This window comes from endosymbiont GvMRE of Glomus versiforme, assembly GCF_003546845.1.
The window spans coordinates 49,823-68,330 of record NZ_NWVA01000009.1; the positions used below are offsets into that span (position 1 = coordinate 49,823).

An 18,508-nucleotide genomic window follows, 5' to 3' on the forward strand; every position below is an offset into this window, starting at 1 on the left:
AATAAAATCCTCTATATAAATTTTTTTGATTTTTTAATTTCCTAAATGTTTTCCAAATTCTCTAAAGAACTAGAAATAGAAAATGACAAAGAACTAAGAGAAGCATGAATTAATTGTGTTGTTTCTTATAACTGCTTAGAGATTAGTATTTCTCGCTTGCTTTCAGGAGAGGCACTTAGTAAACTTTTTTATTCTATCTATAACAAATTAAATTATTTATTCAAATGTCTTGATTTTCAAATAAAGGTTAAAAATATTCATGAAGTAGTAATTAATGAAAGAATTATTCATGAATATTTTTTGTTTATTTTTTCAACCCCGTTTATGTGAAAAAATAAAGAGGATATAATATTTTTTTTTGAGCAAAAAAAAATATTAGAAAACTTTGCGTTATCAAAAAATATAGTCTATTTACATTTACCTAATCATCAAGTTACAAGTATTTGAAAGTCTAAATTAGTCATTCTTAAAAACATATTAAATAAACTTGGTTTATCTGATATTCGTTTCGCTTTGAATAAAAACAAAACTAAAGAGAGAAGAAATAAAAATAACTCAAAATCGTTAACTGTTGCGCTAATAAATAAAAAAGAAGAACCAAGTTTGATTAAATTGAACTTGTTTCAAGAATGAAAAGAGAGAAAATTATTTGAATTAGGAGTTCACACTAAATTTAGCACTTTAGACGGAATAAGTAGCCCAAAAGATTATATAGAAAACGCTCAACAAAAAAACTATGCTGCTCTAGCTGTAACAGATCATTACAATGTTCAATCTTTTCCTGAATTTAGTGTTTACCAAAACAATGACTTAAAAATTATTTATGGTTGCGAACTGGAAATGTTAGAGGACGATTTACCTCCTTATATATTTAATCATCAGGGCAAGAAAAATGACCAACTTTTAACCACAAAAATACCTGAATTAACTTACTGTGCTTTTGACTTGGAAACGACTGGTTTTTTTTCAACTTATAATGAAATAATTGAGATAGGATATGTGGTTTATCACCAAGGAAAAATTATTCGGGAAGGAGAGTATTTAATTTGTCCCGAAAAAGAGATTGCTCCCGAAATTCTTGCCAACTGGTACACTGATATTGACCCTAACGAATTAAAAAAAGCTCCCAAAATTAAGGAAATTTTGCCAACTCTCCGCCAAGAATGAGGCGATAATTGTATATTGGTAGCTCACAATGCCCGTAATTTTGACTATGGCTTTTTAAATAAAGTTTGAAAAGAGTGTTTTAATGAAGAATTACCTTATCCGGTGGTGGATACTTTACCTTTATCCTGAATATTGTTGCCTGAACGAAAATCATATAGTTTAGAGAAATTGAGCCGTATTCCGGGTCAAGGAAAAGTTTCTCAAGCTCACCGAGCGCTGTCCGACAGCAAATTATTAGCTGATTTATTAGAAAAATTGTTGAAAATTTTAACAGAAAAAAAAATTAGTTATTGGCCAGAAACAAAAGAATTAATTAATAATGATTATTTTCCTAATCGAGGACGCAAAGTAAAAGTTTTAGTTTGTAGTCAAGTCGGGCTTAATAATCTTTATCATTTAATAACTCTTTCTCATACCAAAAGATTATTTAAAAAACCTTGTGTTTTTCGTTCTGACTTAACCAAATATCGTCAGGGTCTTTTAGTGGGAGCAGCAGGAGGGCGAGAAGGAGAAATTTTTACTCTTTTTAGTGCTTTTAATTCTGACGAGAAAAGAAAAAAAGCAATGAGGTTTTATGATTATATAGAAATAAACAGTCCTGAAACTTTTCGTTATTTATGATTAAGTGGAAAAATAGGAGAAATGGAATTAAAAGCCATGATTGTAGAAATTATTAGGACAGCCGAGGGACTAAATCTTCCCACCATTGTTTCTCACAATGTTCATTACTGTCAAAGTAAAGAAAAAAAATTAAAAGAAATTGTGGTGGCTAATGAAGGTATAAATGGTAGCCGCCATTATTTATATTATGAAGCCACTCGCGAAGGAAAGGAAGACCGCTTTGCTGATTTACCAACTCAACACTTACTCAATTTAGAAGAAATGATAGCCAACTGACTTTGGCTTGGCAATAAAAAACTAGTAGAAAAGATTATTTTTCAATATCCTCAGCAATTAATAAATAAAATAGGCAAAGTTAATATTCAACAACCTCCCCTCAATTATTCCACCACCGAAAGTATTAAAAAAGAAGAAATTAATTTAATATCTGCTTATACTCAAAGGACTAACGAGATATTTGGTCAGCAATGACCACCATTCGTGAAAGAAAGAATAGAAAAAGAATGGCAAATCATTAAAGGTCGTTATGTCTTTATCTATTGATTGGCTTATAAAGTGGTTCAAAAAACTCACCAAGACGGTTCGTTGGTTGGTTCACGGGGTTCAATTGGTTCTTCTTTTATTGCCTATTTATGTGGAATAACTGATTTAAACCCTTTGCCTTTTTATAAATTTTGTTCCAGTTGCCGTTATACTGAACTTTATGAAACCAAAGACCGAGTTTATTCATGCTATGACTATCAGGAAAAAGAGAATTGTCCTAATTGTTCTTCTTTACTAATTATGGAAGGCCATAACTTACCTTTTGAAACCTTTTTTGGTTGAGAGGGAGAAAAGACACCTGATATTGATCTTAATTTTTCTGGTGAATATCAAAAGACTGCTCATAATTATGTGCGACAACTACTAGGAGAAGATTCTGTTTATCGAATTGGTACCATCAACACTTTATCCCAGCAAACCGCTGAAATGTTTTGAAAACAAAACGTTAGTTTAAGAAAGATGCTTAATTCACAAGAGCATATTAAAAGCTTAATTGATTCTGATCTAGCAATTCATCAACAACAGAAGAGACAACATTGGGAAAATTTACTAGAAAATAAACAAGAATTTAAGGAAGAAAAATGATACAAAGAATGAATCGATTGAGAAAAAATAAAAAATTTAGAAAAGAAACTTTCAGAAATACGTAAAGAAAAATATCAAATAGAGATTGAATTAAAAAAAAAAGAAATAGATTAAATACAGTCATTGCTACCTATGTTCTCAATAATAACATCAAAACTCAACAAGAGATAGCCAACTATCCTTGTAAAAAGTTAGATATTAAGATAAGTAGATCAAGTATTAATATTCTTTTAAAGAAAATTAGCATGACTAGAAAGAAATTAACCTATCATTATACTCGGCGAGGAAAAAGCCAAAGTATTTAACGAGAAAATCAAACCTTTACTTGATATATACTACCAAAATGAATATAATATTAGTATGCAAAAAAAAAGCAAATAATTCTCTTGTTTGTTATAATTAGTTTTTTAATGATTGGGGGAATTGTTTGAAAATATACTCAAAGCGATAACAATGGTCAATTATCTGAAGAAGAAGAATTGGAAAAATATCTTTTAGAAAAAAGATTAGAACTAAAAAAATATTTTGTGTTTAATTTAGGAGAGCTAAAAAGAGAGACTCTTGATATTAAAAGAAGCGATGGTAAAAAAATAACATGAATTCGAGGATTTAACAAACTACTTGCCCAACATTTTACTAATTTGACTGGCAAAACCAAAGACTTTATTTGATTTTGTGCAGTTTCCGACACTGAATGAGAAGAAGAAAAATTGAACCAAAAAATTACTGATGGAAAAATCTACATTGTTTTTGATAAAAAAATTGCTAAAAATGAAAATATTATTAGTGATTATGTAACAAATTGAGGAAAAGATCATTTTTCCAATGGCATTACTTTTAATGTAATATCTCAATGAGTTAATATTTTTTACAGCAAAGAAGAAACTGTAAAATTTTTGAAAAGTAATGACCCTTTGTTAATTAAAAAACAATAAATTTATGAAACATCTAAAAATGACTAATATTGAAGGAGAAAAAAAAACCATTATGCATTTATTTTAATCACTTATAAATTATCAAATTAATGGTAGTTTCTACATTTCTTCCTAATTAGTTAACTATGTTTAAAAACTAATTAGTTCTTTTTTAACAAAAAGTTCGATCATTCTTAAAACTAATGCCAGCAAAGGAAGTTTTTTATGACTTTTTGGAAGAAACGCATTATTCTTTTAATCCTGCAGAGTTAGTCTCTTGATTTTTTGGACAGCAGGCGGGAAGAATAGACCAAGGAATTATGAAGAGATAAAAAATGTTATTGAAAAAGCTGCAGAATTGTTAAATAAAAAAAGGCTTATCAGAATATTTTATGATACTGTGTAGAATACTTTGATTAAATAAAAATGCTAAAAATGAATTAAAAGACTATCTTAATTTCTAACACTGTAATATTATTCTTGTTTTTTAAAACGTAACTAAGGTTTAGAATATTGAGAAGAGTTTGATAGTTGATTAGGTCGAAATGGTCAGAAAAATACATATCAGTCCTTTAATCATCTTCCTATAATTTGGTTTTTTTTATTGTCAAACAAGTAAATATACTTAAAAGAAGGAATGCTGAAATTTAGAGACATAAATCAATAGATCGATTGTTAGCCCAAATAAAAGTTAGAAATGAAACAAAATCTTAATAATTTTAATAAAGAGTTTGATAAGATTTTAAGTATAGATCCTTCAGGCACAGGCACAACAGGAATATATTTCAGAAATGGAGAAGTGGAGGAGTTTTTGCAATATCAAGGTAAAGATTGAAAAGAACATTATAAATTTATTCAACAACTAGTAAGAGATTATCAGCCTAATATCTTACTTTTTGAGGATACTAATTACATCCATAAAAGAACCAAGGACGGATTAAATTTGTTTAGATTATTAGGGGCTATTGAGTGTTTAGAAGTAAAGCAAATAGAAAAAGTAAATGTTTTGAGAGTGAAAGAATTAACCAAAAAAATGTTAGTAGAAGCAAAGCATCAAAACCTTAATAAGATGAGTGTAACTTATCAGATAAAGGATTTGGACTGTAAGACCCAAAAATTATTAAGTTGAGTGGAGTATAAAGTAGGAAGAGGTAAAGGGTGAATGTATAAAAATAAGAGAGTGAGTATTCATTGTTTAGAAAGTTATTTAGTTTATTGATTAAGTAAAATTAGCAATAATTATTAGTTTTAATAGTTTAATATCAAGGAAATTTATTGATTAATATTTTATATTTCTTTTACTTAACAGTTGCTTTATAATTTACTTTACTTTTTAGTAGTTGAGTATAATTCCCAGCAAAATTATAAGGAGAGGTATTTTTATTTTTAAGACCAAGTTAGTAAAAGGTTTGACAAAAAGATTATTTGGATTTGGCATAACGTTTTTTTTTAGAATTATGATTATGAATTGACTTAGTTGGATTAATTTATAGTGTTGGTTATTTTGGTTTTTGGATTTCTTTAAAAGTTGCTTCAACTCATTTCGTTCAATCGATAGTTTTTCCTAGCTCCTTTTCTTGAAAATCCTTTTTAGTTATTTCACAATTACCTAATAAATTAGCAAGAATAATTTTCTCCTTGGATAAATACTCCAACTGTCACACTTTCACCAATATCAGGAAAAAGCAAAGTATAGCTCCCTCCCCAAATTTTATAATTCTTTAATTGTTCAGATTTAAGATCTTTTAAGAAAAATCACCTATTAGCTAATCAACTAATTAGAACACTAATTTCTCGATGGTCTTCTAATTCAACTGTTAATTTTTCCTTACTTACTCGAATTATACAGAGAAGCAGAGCATTCAAGAATTATTGAAGGAAAATGAGGAGTATGGGTTGAGAACAGGAACCAAGATTGGTAATTATTGGTTTTGTGCTTTGGATTTAGATAGTAGGGGTTGAACTAAAGTATTTAAAAGTTGGCAGTCTTATATTAGGACATTTAGGGGCATTCATGTTTATTGCTTAGTCGGAGGAAAAGAACCGCCAAGGAACTCCATGCTTTTTTAGAATTACTTATGATTTAATTAAAAATGGAAGGCGATTTGTGAAGTTAGAGAGCATTGAGGAGTTAAAAGAGAGATTTAATAAGTGAGATATTGAATTAAGATAATGTTTTATAAAGTATTGGAGATTCAGTAAATTTTTTACAGAGTTCTTGAAACATAGATATCTTACTAAAAAACAACACTCCTGAACAACAGGCTTTTTTACTTCCTGAACTCTTGATAAAACTTACTTGCTTATTCTCTGAATAAAAAATTAGTGATAAATAACTAAGGAGAACAGGCTTTTTCTTAAAAAATAATTCTTAAGGGTTTTAGTTAAATATTTATTCAACATTTAAAGCAAAAAAACCATAAAATAATATATTATGACAACTTGCAAAGCAAATTCTTGCTCTACTAGTACTGATTATTCTTGGAAAGATTATTGTTCTTATCACGAAAAATGTCTTGATAAATTAAAAAAGCATCATAGTATCAGCAATATTAGAGAAGTAGAAACCTTTGAAACTTGGTTTAATAAAAACTGTGGTTATGTGATTAATTGTAATTCTTCTTCCTCTTATCCTTATTATATTTGAATAGTAGTTTTTGAGCCATCCGTAAAAAGCATGAGTGAAAAGTTGTCAGCTATAAAGTATAAAAGTGATCATAGTAATTTATCAAGTGCTAGAGATAAGGCTAAATACCTAAAAAATAAACTACAAAATAGTAATGGTTGGTATGATGCTCCTATGCTAGATATTCATCCTAAAACTAATTCTTATGAGCGTTTTGATAGTATAATTACTAGTCCTTATGTGATAAAGAGAGATGTGCCTCAAAAATGAGAGATAAGATATGGTCCTTTTCTTGCACCAGGGCAATTAGATGTAAAAGTTCCTGTTGATAATATAAGTGATTATGCAAAGGTATTTGATGTTTTAAAAGTATCTAGCGTTTCTTATGAACATGTTGGAGTGTACGTTGGTGATGGCGAAGTTTGTCATTTTTCTAAGGATAGAAATGGAACCTATATTGACAGTTGGGAAGATTTTAAAAAATTTGATGGTTTTGATGGTAATATAGACAGTTCTGAAGCTGTTGTTTATCATTCCATGATACCTTTTAAATATTTACGAAGGATAGCCGAACAAATTGTTTGGGCTGTCGACAATAATTTTTGACATAATAACTATGATTTACGAAATAGAAACTGCGAGCATTTTGCTAACATGCTCGTTTATGGGATTAATTATTCAGGGCAGATAGAGCAAAAAAAAAAGAATGCTTATGGCCTCAGTTAATGTTCCGGCTGGTGCTACTATGGGAACTATAACAGGATTAGGACTTTTTAATGTTATTGGTTCAGTTGCTTTGGCTCCTGCTACCGGTGGAGCCTCTTTATTATTAGGTGCTGCTTCAGCTATAGCTGCTGCAAGCGGTACTGTTGCTACTGCAAATTTGGCAAATAAATACTCTGAGATAAACAATAACAAAGGCTCAACCATTAAGTTAATTAATGAAATGAGAGAAAGTAATAACAAATTAGGCGAAAAGGATAATCGATTGTCAGATAGGATAAAAGCCAATATTTAAATTATACCTAAGCATCCTTGTCGGATAATGTAATAATAATGATTGGAAAATTAATTTTTTGAATAGCGTTTGTTTTAATAATCTTAGTAATTATGTGTTTGCTTTACCCATTATTGCTTACGAGTAGTCATGGCTTGTAAAAAAGAACCAAAAAAAAAATCCCCAACCCTCTTTCTACCTCCTCTAATTTGTAAGGATTTTTCCATCCTGCCACAATAGAGGGTGGTAAATATCTAAAATATACTATATAAATCATTCAAAAAACTTTTTAATATAAAAATATAGGAAACTTAAAGAAAAGAAGCAAAAGAAAAATGAAATTATAAAGAAAAAAGGATAATAATAGGAATATAAAAACCTTCCCTCTCAAAAGATAAAAAGGTTCAGGGAAGTTAATAAAGTTAATAAAAATTGCCTTTAAAAAATAACTTTTTTAGCTGTAAATAATCTTCAATAATTAATTGTCCTTCAAATTTACCTCCACTTGCAACTCTAATACTTTCTTTTTCCTTAGGATATTTTTCGTTAAATTCGATTTGATTGTTAACCACAATATTTAACTTTCGCTTGGAAATGCTATCAAGTATAGACATCAAAAAAAATAGGTTGGGATGTTACTGAAATATTAAAAAAAGCTTTAAAAGGGTTATGGGAAACATAAAAAAAAACAATAAAAACACTCATTTTCGCTTAAAAATTAGTTTAATATGACAAAAAATAAACCTACCTCCCCTTGTCATTTACCAACTTTAATTAATTGTTGAAACTGACTAAAACGACAATCAAAAGGCAAAGTAGAAAAAACATTATTATTATTGTGTAGTTGATTACATAATAAGTCTGAATGTTCGAATCTAATTTCAAAAGGGTTTTTGATACTTCGGTTAGCAAACTCTCAAAAGTCATAATTAAAGTCGGCTGTTTTTGTGTAAAATAAAGAGAGTCCAATTATTCGATGCTGATTTTTGGCGGTTGATTTCTTTTGCCTTTCGGTTTGTTGTTCATTTTGGGTTTGTTCTTGATTACGACCCTCTTTACCTTTAAACGAAGTCAATTGTTCGTACTTTTCAGCTGTTAATAAGTCATTGCTGCCTTCGGGTGCTTCGCTTAACTCAACTTTTTCAGAAGGATTAGAGATAGAAAAGCGGAAATAGACTATTGGAACTCAAAAAAATTGATATGATATTAGTAGCTGCATAAAGCAAAAGAACTTACACTACATAGAATACATAACAATAAGCTGCGGTTGTTCTTTTAGAAAGCAATATAATCAGCGTTAAAGCCTTTTAAAATAAAACAAAAGATTTTGTTGGTAAGATGTATTCAAAAAAAAAGATATTAAATTTATAATAATGAGAAAAGAATCGGCTGAAGAAATAAGAAAAAAAATTAATGAAAAAGAAAAAGAAATAAGAGAAATATGGTATACGATTAATGAAGAAAAAGAAAAACCCAAATTAGAAATAATTGAAAAATTAAAAGGTATTAAACGTACCACCGGTCAACATCCCGGCGGACTATTAATTACTTTACCTAATACTGATATTCAAAAATATACTCCCTTAAACTACCCAGCAAATAACCGCAAAGCGGAATGATTGACTACCCACTTTGAATACAATTTTCTTTCAAAAATATTTTTAAAAGTCGATATTTTAGGTCATGATGAACCTACATTGTTACAAAAATTATTTCAATTAACTAAAATTAGTCCAAGTAAAATATCTTTTTGTGATAAAAAAATAATGCAGCTTTTTACTAATGCTGACACTTTAGGAATACCCGAGTTTGGCACTGATTTTGTTAAAAGAAACCTGCTAATTCCTTTAAAACCAAATAAATTTTCTCAATTGGTTCAAATTTCAGGTTTTTCACATGGAACTAATGTTTGAACTCAAAATCAACATGCTATCTACAAAAATAATCAATTACCCTTAGATAAGCTAATTGCTTGTCGAGAAGATATTTGAAATTTCTTAGTCTCTTGAGGAGTAGACAACAAAAATGCTTTCACTGCTACTGAATTTATTCGTAAAGGCAAATGAGAAAAATTACCAAAAAATATCAAAGAAGAAATGAAGAGTAAATTGAATGATAAAGAAGGTGAATTATATTTTTCTATATTAAGCAAAATAAAATACATTTTCCCCAAACCACACGCTATTGCTTACGTCATGACTGCTTGACGAACTGCTTTTTATAAAGTATATCATCCTCAAGAATTTTATTCAGTTCTTTTGACTTACCACACGACAGTTTATGACATTTGATTAATGACTTTAGACTCGGATGTTATCACCTTTCGTTTAGACAATTTGTTAAGTACTTTGGCTAATTATAAGAATAGTGAAAAAGAATTGCTTTCGATTATTAAGGTTTTTGAGGAATTGAATAAAGAGAAAAAGAGGATACAAAGGATCACAAAAGGAAAGGCAGTTTCTCAAAGCGTTTTGGAAAAAATGAATATCGAAAAAGTTTTAGAAAGTATTCAAGAAAAAATTAATAATTCGGGAGACAAGAAACTGATAGATAGTCTACGAAAAAACGGCAAAATTTGAAAATTGACAGCCAAAGAAAAGGATTTATTATTTACTTTAAAAGTGGTTTTAGAAATGGAAATGAAAGGTTTAGGTTTTGCTCGTGGATTGGATTTTAATAATTCCCAAATCAGAGATTTTAAGATAGAAAACAAGACTATTTATTTTCCCTTCACAGCCATTGCTGGAATTGGGGAAAGGTTGGCTGAGAAAATCATTGCTTATCGGCAAGAAAAAGGTCAAATTACTAATAATTGAAAAGAGGAACTAAATGAAATACTAAACATCAATCACCTTCAACAATTAGAAAATATGGAAAGGTATAATTTAATTATCAACGTCAGCTAAATATTTGCCATGCCTTTTAAGCAATAAAGTGTTAGAAGGATTTCGATAATAAACTGTTACGAAATAATCTTCATCATTTGTCTTTAGTTCACCTATCCTCTCTATGATTTCAGGTTGTCAAAGAATATATACTACAACGCTGATGACTTGTTTTTCAAAATATATTAAGAAAAGAGTAGTTTTTGAGCTGACTCATTGTCCTTCTTTCACTTTACATCGAAATATTTTGTTTGGAAGGATCAAAGTTGTTTTATCAATCTGAATATCAATCAATATTTGCAGCCCTTCTTCATTAGTTATTTGCAGAGCATAATTAGGATAAATTTTGCTGATAGTGCCTTCTAACGGACTTTTAACTTTTCAATCTTTTAAAATGAAAAAATAATAGGCTTTCCCCAACAACGATTTTTCTTTTTTTTTGATAGATAGAGATCTAATTGGAGGAGAGAGAGATACAGTATGACAGTTTATTGATCAAAGAAAAAAACTTTTCAATCTGATCCAATTTATTTGAAATTTCATATGAAAAGTTTTAGCATGAAGGTTGTTGAATAACCAACAACTAGAAAATAGAATATCGCACCAATTACAAACTAACCGAAAGAAATTTTTTTGTAAAATGAGATTGTGTTGTTACTAAAGCAATGTATTTCAATGGCTTTTTTAGTAAAAAAAAAATTATGAAAACAAAGAGATTATTGTTTTGAATAATAGCGGCTATTATTTTTTTTGTTGGAGGAAGTTTTTTTGTTTTATGAGGCGCAGCTTTTTGAACCGAAACCTCAAATTCCAGGAAAAATGGTTTTAAAAATGAAAATGGCAAAATAACTAACGAACAAATTGAAGAGTATCTACTTGAAAAAAGATTAGAACTAAAAAAATATTTCGCTTTTAATTTACAACAGGAAGTAAAGACTTTGTCGGAATGTGAAATTAACTCTTTTAACTCTCGTGCTTGTTCTTCTCTTTTAATTGATCATTTAAGTAAGATTGCTAAAGACAGAAAAGCGACTTGTAAAAAAAAATTCATCACATTTTTAGAAAAAAAATTTGAGGCTAGCGAGGAATGAATAGGAGAAAAATTAGACGAAAAAATTAGAAGTGGAAATTATTGAATTATTTTTGAAAAAAATAAAGATAATGATTATCGATACTTTGGAAATAACAATATTAAACCAAATGTAAATAACATAGAGTTCAATTCAATTTTTATAGTATTAAGTGAACCAGACGTGAAAATAGGAAGAAAAGCTGAGATCTTAGAAATAATCAAAACCGATCCTTCTTTAGCAAACAGAGTTTAATAAGGCTGCTACTGATCAAAAACGTAACTGTTTCGATTCTAGCAATTTTGATAAAAGCAGAAAGGATAAACTTAAATTTAATTCAACCATTCTTAAAAAATATCACTAACCAAATCTTAATTAGAAAAAAATTGTCTGATACTTCTGCTTGTTACTTCTTAAAAACAGGTCAGCAAGAACAAGATATATCTATTATATGTCATATCTAAAATCAAAAAACAATAACAAATGAGTTAGAAACTTACGAGTCAAAAAAAATTTTTATTTACAAATCGAAGAGCATTTTGACAGTCCTGTTTTATGACTTATCCTTGCCAAATAATTTACTCTAAAAAATGTTGAAAGTTATTATAGATGCTTACTAAAAGAATGCCAAATTACTGAAATTTAAAGAGAATTATTAGAATAAATTTGAACCAACGTGTCAATGAGTATAGTAAAACCAAAAAGAGAAAAAAGAAATTATAACTAATTTTGAAATCATTAGAAAACAAACAAGTCGCTAATAAAGAACAAAAAGAATAACGATAGCGGTTACTACTACAGATTTTTATTCGATGTTCTTAAACGATTGCTCAGTTCTCATACAATCATCTCAAGAACTAAATTCGTTAAATAAACAATAGATAAAGAAATTTCTTTTATTCTGTTCTTTAATTTTTCTTCAGCAAAATTCTATATATTTGACAACTTTTTTATTCTGTTGAGAAAAATTGTTGACATTAAACTCTTCTTCTAAATAGTTCTTATTAAGAAAATTAGGAATATTTTTCAAGTAATTATAATCGCTTAAGTTAATGGTAATATTATTAGTGATGGCTCAATTTTCTTGATAATAGTAATAACGTACAAAATTGCTTGCTTTTTTTTCTATTTCATTTACTTTAGTTCAAAACTCGCTAAATTCATTATTCCTTCTTTTAATTAAATTCTTGATAAAAATAACAAGAACAATCCAGTGGAAAAGACTGTAATTACCTTTAGTTATTAACAACTCCGTAGCCTGTTTTGCTATATCCGAACTATTAATAAATTCCTGATAAATTTTAGCTAATCCTTCAGAAGATTCTGTTTTTGCTAACTCATTAAATTTTTGAAAACGCCCAATGACTAAGGGAAGAATAAAAATAATAGCAATTGAGTAAATAAAGATTTCGCGAATATGGATATTATTTCACGAAAAAAAGACTTCTAGTTGCGGTTCCTTTTCTCTTTTTTTTGAAAAAAAAACAGTATTAAAGATTATAAGTGTTAAAGAGAGAATAACTGTAAAGAAACTGATAAAAGAAAAAGTCAATAAAAAAGCACTAGCAGCATGAATAAGGCTATTAAAGATAAATATTAACTTGTTATGGAGATAAAAGTTATTATTTTCAATATACTTATCTCTTTTTCAAAGATAATTGTTAATCAAAAGAGAAAGAACTTCTAAAATCATAATTCCTACAGCAAGAAGAGAAATATAATTAAGCAATTTGTATTTCTCTTCAACATTAGTTCCGCCAATAAAAAAATGAGAAAATGTTATTGATTTTCCAAATAATTTATATATAGCTTCTAAGAAATCTGTTTCAACTAACCTTTTTCCGATAGTGGTAATAACTAAGATGAAAGCAGCTCAACAAGAAGAACGAAGTACTGCCTGAGACAGGAAAATATATGAATAATTATAGGGTGACAAATTTTCTCGTTTCTGTATCATGTTCATGTAATTTTAACGCTTTTTAATTTTTAAGTTTTCGTGACACATAGCTTTTATTTCCTTCATGAGGGTTTTTTTACTATTTTCACTACTAGATAACAGACTAATAAAACAATAATAGCAAATAATGATCCATACAATAAGTTTTTTGTCAAACTATCATTATTATTTTTTAACAGATTTTTTTTTTCTTTAGCTATAGTTGCTTTTACCTTGGCAATATCTGTAGACACTCGGTTTTTTATTGTTTCAATCTGGTCTTGCTCTCCGGCTAAGTTAATTTCATTAACAAAATTTTGGTTTTCAGGGGCTAATTTTGTTATTAGATTGCTTAAATCTTTACTTTTATCTAGTGCTTTTAATTCTTTCTCAATAAGTTTAATGTTTAATTTTTTTAAATTAGTTAATAAAACCGACGTTTCTTGATTAGATAAATCTATTTGTTTATTAACTAAATCATTTATTTTTTGAGAATAGTCTAAATAAATTGGTTTGTTGTGATAGGTTTTGATATCATTAATTAATTTTGCTAGTTTCACAGAGTCATTTTCCTTCTGAGCTTGTTTAATTAGAGGAGCTAGTTCATCTTTTTCTATTTCAATAAAATCATCTTTTTCAAATAGTTTTTTATTTTCTTCAGACTTATATCAGGTAAGTTTTACTGTCTGATATTTATTTTGATCAGTCAGAATTTTCCAAAATTGTTGGGAAGCATTAGTAAGAGCGGGGTGATCATCTCTAATCTCAATAGTATATTTACCTGATTCTCCAGGTTTAGCATCAGAAGAAAGAAACAGCGAACAATGAATGTTTGGTTGGAAAACAGTGGGTCCACGTCCAGCATACCTAAATAAAGCACTAATTTTTTTCTTTATTAAATTTTTTGTTTTTTGTTGCTCTTTATTGCTTAAATTTTTAAGAATTTTCTTAGCGTTGTAAAAAGTTTCTTCGATCGAAAATTTCGCTTTGATCGAAATTTTCGCAGAGAATTTTTCATTAGAAATGCGTTTTCAATCAGAAAAGAAATTTTCAATAAATTTTAATAGCAATTTTAGTTCTTTATCGCTGGTTTCTTCTAATCTTTTATAAAACAACCGATTTTTCGCAAATATCTTTAATCTATCGCTTATTTTAAAAAAGATTTTTAAAAGTAGACTAGCTTCATCTTCTTTTAAACAAGATATAGTTCCTATAATATCCTTTATTGCACTGAAATAAAGTTCTGCTAATCCTTTTAAATCTATTTGTTGTTTTGACAAATTTTATGAATAGATTGTAGTTTTTCTGACGTATTTTTATTAAGTTTATTCTCTTTAATGAACTTTATAATAGGGGGCTTTCGTTTTTGTACACTTAATTTAGCTGTTTCAATTAGATCTTCAAAACTTTTTTTAAAAGTTGCATAAACAGCTAAATTACTTGAATATTTTTTAACAGTTTCGAAAAATGATTCCATCGTCCTTAATAAACCCGAGATTTTTTCTGGATCAAATGGCTTTTCTCTTAGTTTGTTTTCTATTTTTTCGCAATTACTAACAAAAGTAAAAGCAGTAAAAAACTCTGCATTAGAATCAGCCATAAAAAGAATGCATTTTAAGAACGTCTCAAGCATTTTCAAATCTTCTTCAAGATGAGCCCCTTTCGCAACAGCTTTTAGTCATTCATCAAAATCATCTATTTGAAGTTGCTTTTCACAAATATTCGTAATTGTTTTATTTGTAAAGGTATCGCATAAAAGAACATTTGAAGGATTAATTTGAACTCTATAAACCAAAAATAAATTATCAAAAAAAATCTCTGCTTCTCCATCTGCCAAACGAAGCTGATAATTAGTTTTCTTTGAGTTTATACTTCTAATTATTTGTGCAATAATCTCCCTTTTTATAAAAGGTTTTTTAAAATTTTTGATACCAAACTCGAGATCTTTCATGATAATCTAAAGGAAATGGTGCTGACTAGAGGAATTGAACCTCTAACCTACCGCTTACAAGGCGGTTGCTCTACCAATTGAGCCAAGTCAGCTTTAACCAATTAATTGTTTATGGTGGAGCGTGCTGGGTTCGAACCAGCGACCTTCTGTTTGTAAGACAGACACTCTGCCCAACTGAGCTAACACTCCCTATATTAACATTTTTAATAATCTATTCAATCAAATAGTTCAGTTAGACTAAAAATACAAAACATTATTTCCGTTTTACTATTTTCACTACCTGATTCTCCAGGTTTAGCATCAGAAGAAAGAAACAGCGAACAATGAATGTTTGGTTGGAAAACAGTGGGTCCACGTCCAGCATACCTAAATAAAGCACTAATTTTTTTCTTTATTAAATTTTTTGTTTTTTGTTGTCCAACTTTGCCTGATAGTGCCTTTAACAAAGTAGCTTAGTTTTTGTTTTACTTTTTTTTGAACGTGTATGCTAAATATATTCATTTTCTTTACTTGTCTTCGTGAAAATAAAATTCATTTTACTTTTACATTATTTAATTTTTACTTCTTATGCTTTATACTATAATAAGAAGAAAGAGAAAAATCAGCAGACGTTATACAAAAAGTACATCATTTAAAATACACGAAAATACAATAAAAGAATTTTAGCATTGTTTGTCAATTTTATATCATGTTTCTGATTTATAAAAAAGTAAAAATCAGAAGATTAAGTTTTGTTTTACTTTTTTTCAAGATGTATTTTTCTACTCTTTTGTTTTTCTTAGCTATTCCTCTCTTGACTGTATCAGATATTTCGAACTTTCCTTCTTACTATTTTCAAGGAAGAGTAGATCAATTGGATCAAATAGAATCTGAACCTTATAATCCGAATATAATGACTTGCTTTATAAATGATGGTTCTCGTTGTGATCCTTATTATCCCAGATTTATTTTTAACTGTAAGTACGTAAATACTAGCGCATCAGTAAATGCACGATGTCCGCTTAACAACTATTGTAGAGATGATCTTCTTCCTCTTACGAACTACGAGCTTATATGTTCTTGAGGTATTTACTATCAAGCATTTCTAAATTATTCTTTTTAAATATATTTTTAAATAACAATCCATAATTGTTTCATTAATTCAAAACTGCTTGATAGGCAAAATTGTTTCCAAATCTTTCTACTAAAGGACTATAATATTCTAGTCATAAATGATATTTATTTTCTCTTAGCAAATAAACGTTTCTTTTTAATCTTTTATCGCTATTGCACCACAACCATTTTACCAACCTATTTCTTACACCTCGTGGACAATTTTTTTTTAACTCTAATCCTAGTATATATGTAGGGATATTATTCTTCTTCATGAGCAAAATCTTTATAACTAGTAGCTTTGATAATTTGATACACAAATAGTTCTTCTTATTAAACTTTTAGTCTAAATTATATTTTATATCTTTTGCAATGCATTTTATTTATTGTCTAGTTCGATTATGTTAAACTTTATTATAAGCGAAAAGAATTTAAGAAGCTCAAAAATATTACAATTATTTTGCAGAGCAATAAAAGGAGATTTGTAAAAACTACTTCTATTGTTTTCTTGCTTGAATTTTTCTTTCTTTAACATTAACAAATAAAGTTGATAAGAACTAGAAGATAGAAATTATAAAATTGTCCAGAGTATAGATATTAAAAATTAAAAAACGAAATAAATAGAACAAATATACTATGAAAAACAATGACAAAACAAAAAAAAATGTAAAAATCATCAATCCGATCTCTGACAAAAATAACAGAGAAGACAATGGTAAAAATAAACAAAAAAAATTATTTAGCCAAATTCCTGGACCTGGTATTTTTTTTAAAAATAATGCTATTAGAATTGGTATGTCAATGGCAATTATGAGTAGTGCTATTAATGGAACCGATGCTTTTATTTTTAATTCTCATACTTTTAAAGTTGCTGCCGCTACCACAGGAATTGTAGGAAGTGGAGCTTTTTGCTTACTAAATTCATGATTAGAATACCCCTTTGAGGAAACAAATAATTTTAAAGAAACCAATTTTTTTGTTCTAAATGATGAGATAAGCATTGAAGACAATAATAATAATAAAGAAGACGACAATAAGCAATTAACTTTAGCTCCAATAGCATCAAAAAAGGATGATAAAGTTTTTCTTGGAACAATACAAAAAATATTAGAAGAACCATTAAAACATGAATTAGAGTTGACTAAAAAAGAGTTTATTGAATTATTATTAAGAAATTCAGAATATCTAAAATATTTTTTTAAAGACTGAGAAACTAAATATTATAGTAAAGAAAAAGCCGAAAAAATAATAAGCTGAGGTTTAAATTCGTTTAATTGCTACCAAATTGTTAAGTTTATCTATAATTTTTTTAATAAAAAAAAAAACTCTAAAAATAATGCTCAAAAAACAGAAAGAAATTTAATAATTATGCCCAACGAAGAAACAAATGAAACAATAAAAGAAAATAGTGAATTAGTTCGAATAAAGTATGAAGCTGAAAAAAAAGAGAACAAACAAATTAGAAAATCTCTCAAAACAGCTGAAAAAACAATTGAAATACTTGAAAGTCAATACTATGAATATTATAACAAAATAAAAGAACTACAAAAGGATAAAGGTAAACTTCAAGACGAAGTAGTTGATACTAAAAGTCTTCAAATTAGGTCCGAAGAAGAAATAGAGAAAATACAAGAAGATGCTAATGCTAGAATTACAAAAGCGGGTAAAAAATACATGTCAGAAAGGGAAAAAACAAGAACCCTTGCTGAAGAAATAAAAGAATTACAAAAGCGGTTAGACAATGAAGCTAAACATACGCAAGTTCTTGATTTTATTAATCGGGAATGTAAACTAAGAATACCAAAAAGACGCTTGAACGTTCTTGAAATTGTTAATTATGTCAAAAACTCACCGGGAAAAGTCAAAGACAAAAAATTGTTGGAAAGATTAATGAAAGTTGAAGAACAGAAATCTCAATTAGAGTCAGAAATAATTATTCAACAAAAATCTTTTCGAATCCAGTTATCTGAGATAAAAAAAGAAAAAGCATTGGATACTATCTGAAGTAAAGAAACAATAGGTATATTAGCAACGTTTATGTTTGTCATTTTAGCATCAATTTTGAGCAAAAAAAAGATGAAGAACATTAAAGAAATTAAAAGAAATATTACCCTATAATCA

General features: G+C 28.2%; 18 protein-coding genes and 2 tRNA genes. 9 read left to right on the forward strand and 11 right to left on the reverse strand.

Annotated features, from left to right (window positions below; translation table 4 throughout):
• Nucleotides 1-45 precede the first annotated feature (45 nt).
• The 4 genes from GvMRE_RS10930 (at nt 46) to GvMRE_RS10940 (ending at nt 5,076) form a co-directional block, all read left to right on the forward strand.
• On the forward strand, nt 46-3,030 hold the full coding sequence (locus GvMRE_RS10930; protein WP_147411281.1) for an exonuclease domain-containing protein: 2,985 nt from the start codon (nt 46-48) through the stop codon (nt 3,028-3,030).
• A 296-nt stretch (nt 3,031-3,326) separates the two neighbouring features.
• Nucleotides 3,327-3,851 carry a hypothetical protein gene (locus GvMRE_RS10935; RefSeq protein WP_147411282.1) on the forward strand — a complete coding sequence of 175 codons (525 nt, stop codon included), beginning with the start codon at nt 3,327-3,329 and terminating at the stop codon, nt 3,849-3,851.
• A gap of 182 nt (nt 3,852-4,033) precedes the next feature.
• Nucleotides 4,034-4,162 (forward strand): hypothetical protein, encoded by a 129-nt coding sequence (locus GvMRE_RS14430; protein WP_281267977.1) that lies wholly within the window; start codon nt 4,034-4,036, stop codon nt 4,160-4,162.
• Nucleotides 4,163-4,527: 365 nt separating this feature from the next.
• Nucleotides 4,528-5,076 carry a hypothetical protein gene (locus GvMRE_RS10940; RefSeq protein WP_147411283.1) on the forward strand — a complete coding sequence of 183 codons (549 nt, stop codon included), beginning with the start codon at nt 4,528-4,530 and terminating at the stop codon, nt 5,074-5,076.
• A 253-nt stretch (nt 5,077-5,329) separates the two neighbouring features.
• On the opposite strand, the gene GvMRE_RS13970 is transcribed toward GvMRE_RS10940, so the two are convergent.
• Nucleotides 5,330-5,485 (reverse strand): hypothetical protein, encoded by a 156-nt coding sequence (locus GvMRE_RS13970; RefSeq protein ID WP_172575385.1) that lies wholly within the window; start codon nt 5,483-5,485, stop codon nt 5,330-5,332.
• Nucleotides 5,486-6,264: 779 nt separating this feature from the next.
• On the opposite strand from GvMRE_RS13970, the gene GvMRE_RS10950 reads away from it, so the two are divergent.
• Both GvMRE_RS10950 and GvMRE_RS10955 read left to right on the forward strand, forming a co-directional pair.
• Nucleotides 6,265-7,182, forward strand: a complete 918-nt coding sequence (locus GvMRE_RS10950; protein ID WP_147411285.1) for a lecithin retinol acyltransferase family protein — start codon at nt 6,265-6,267, stop codon at nt 7,180-7,182.
• Nucleotides 7,169-7,474, forward strand: coding sequence for a hypothetical protein (locus GvMRE_RS10955; RefSeq protein WP_147411286.1), 306 nt, complete (start codon nt 7,169-7,171; stop codon nt 7,472-7,474). Before GvMRE_RS10950 ends, GvMRE_RS10955 begins: the two co-directional genes overlap by 14 nt.
• 401 nt (nt 7,475-7,875) lie before the next feature.
• On the opposite strand, the gene GvMRE_RS13975 is transcribed toward GvMRE_RS10955, so the two are convergent.
• On the reverse strand, nt 7,876-8,025 hold the full coding sequence (locus tag GvMRE_RS13975) for a hypothetical protein (protein WP_172575386.1): 150 nt from the start codon (nt 8,023-8,025) through the stop codon (nt 7,876-7,878).
• Between the two features lie 146 nt (nt 8,026-8,171).
• Entirely contained in the window at nt 8,172-8,672 is a 501-nt protein-coding gene (locus tag GvMRE_RS10960; protein WP_147411287.1) for a hypothetical protein, read from the reverse strand.
• Nucleotides 8,673-8,826: 154 nt separating this feature from the next.
• On the opposite strand from GvMRE_RS10960, the gene GvMRE_RS10965 reads away from it, so the two are divergent.
• The gene (locus GvMRE_RS10965) at nt 8,827-10,359 is read left to right on the forward strand and encodes a helix-hairpin-helix domain-containing protein (protein WP_147411288.1); all 1,533 of its coding nucleotides are present in this window, start codon (nt 8,827-8,829) and stop codon (nt 10,357-10,359) included.
• On the opposite strand, the gene GvMRE_RS10970 is transcribed toward GvMRE_RS10965, so the two are convergent.
• Entirely contained in the window at nt 10,339-10,881 is a 543-nt protein-coding gene (locus GvMRE_RS10970; protein WP_147411289.1) for a PTS glucose transporter subunit IIA, read from the reverse strand. The genes GvMRE_RS10965 and GvMRE_RS10970 overlap by 21 nt on opposite strands.
• 158 nt (nt 10,882-11,039) lie before the next feature.
• Here GvMRE_RS10970 and GvMRE_RS10975 point away from each other — a divergent pair, with 158 nt between their 5' ends.
• Nucleotides 11,040-11,663, forward strand: a complete 624-nt coding sequence (locus tag GvMRE_RS10975; RefSeq protein WP_147411290.1) for a hypothetical protein — start codon at nt 11,040-11,042, stop codon at nt 11,661-11,663.
• A 550-nt stretch (nt 11,664-12,213) separates the two neighbouring features.
• Here the strand turns inward: GvMRE_RS10975 and GvMRE_RS10980 are convergent.
• From GvMRE_RS10980 to GvMRE_RS11010, 7 genes are all read right to left on the reverse strand, one after another.
• Nucleotides 12,214-13,365 (reverse strand): hypothetical protein, encoded by a 1,152-nt coding sequence (locus GvMRE_RS10980; RefSeq protein WP_147411291.1) that lies wholly within the window; start codon nt 13,363-13,365, stop codon nt 12,214-12,216.
• Nucleotides 13,366-13,418: 53 nt separating this feature from the next.
• Nucleotides 13,419-14,624 (reverse strand): hypothetical protein, encoded by a 1,206-nt coding sequence (locus tag GvMRE_RS10985; protein ID WP_147411292.1) that lies wholly within the window; start codon nt 14,622-14,624, stop codon nt 13,419-13,421.
• The gene (locus GvMRE_RS10990; RefSeq protein ID WP_147411293.1) at nt 14,606-15,295 is read right to left on the reverse strand and encodes a hypothetical protein; all 690 of its coding nucleotides are present in this window, start codon (nt 15,293-15,295) and stop codon (nt 14,606-14,608) included. The genes GvMRE_RS10985 and GvMRE_RS10990 overlap by 19 nt, the downstream gene beginning before the upstream one ends.
• 16 nt (nt 15,296-15,311) lie before the next feature.
• Nucleotides 15,312-15,387: transfer RNA gene (locus GvMRE_RS10995), tRNA-Thr, on the reverse strand.
• A 20-nt stretch (nt 15,388-15,407) separates the two neighbouring features.
• Nucleotides 15,408-15,484: transfer RNA gene (locus GvMRE_RS11000), tRNA-Val, on the reverse strand.
• Nucleotides 15,485-15,498: 14 nt separating this feature from the next.
• Nucleotides 15,499-15,741 (reverse strand): hypothetical protein, encoded by a 243-nt coding sequence (locus tag GvMRE_RS11005; RefSeq protein ID WP_147411294.1) that lies wholly within the window; start codon nt 15,739-15,741, stop codon nt 15,499-15,501.
• A 690-nt stretch (nt 15,742-16,431) separates the two neighbouring features.
• Nucleotides 16,432-16,662, reverse strand: a complete 231-nt coding sequence (locus GvMRE_RS11010; RefSeq protein ID WP_147411295.1) for a hypothetical protein — start codon at nt 16,660-16,662, stop codon at nt 16,432-16,434.
• Between the two features lie 361 nt (nt 16,663-17,023).
• On the opposite strand from GvMRE_RS11010, the gene GvMRE_RS11015 reads away from it, so the two are divergent.
• Nucleotides 17,024-18,505 carry a coiled-coil domain-containing protein gene (locus GvMRE_RS11015; RefSeq protein ID WP_147411296.1) on the forward strand — a complete coding sequence of 494 codons (1,482 nt, stop codon included), beginning with the start codon at nt 17,024-17,026 and terminating at the stop codon, nt 18,503-18,505.
• Nucleotides 18,506-18,508 lie beyond the last annotated feature (3 nt).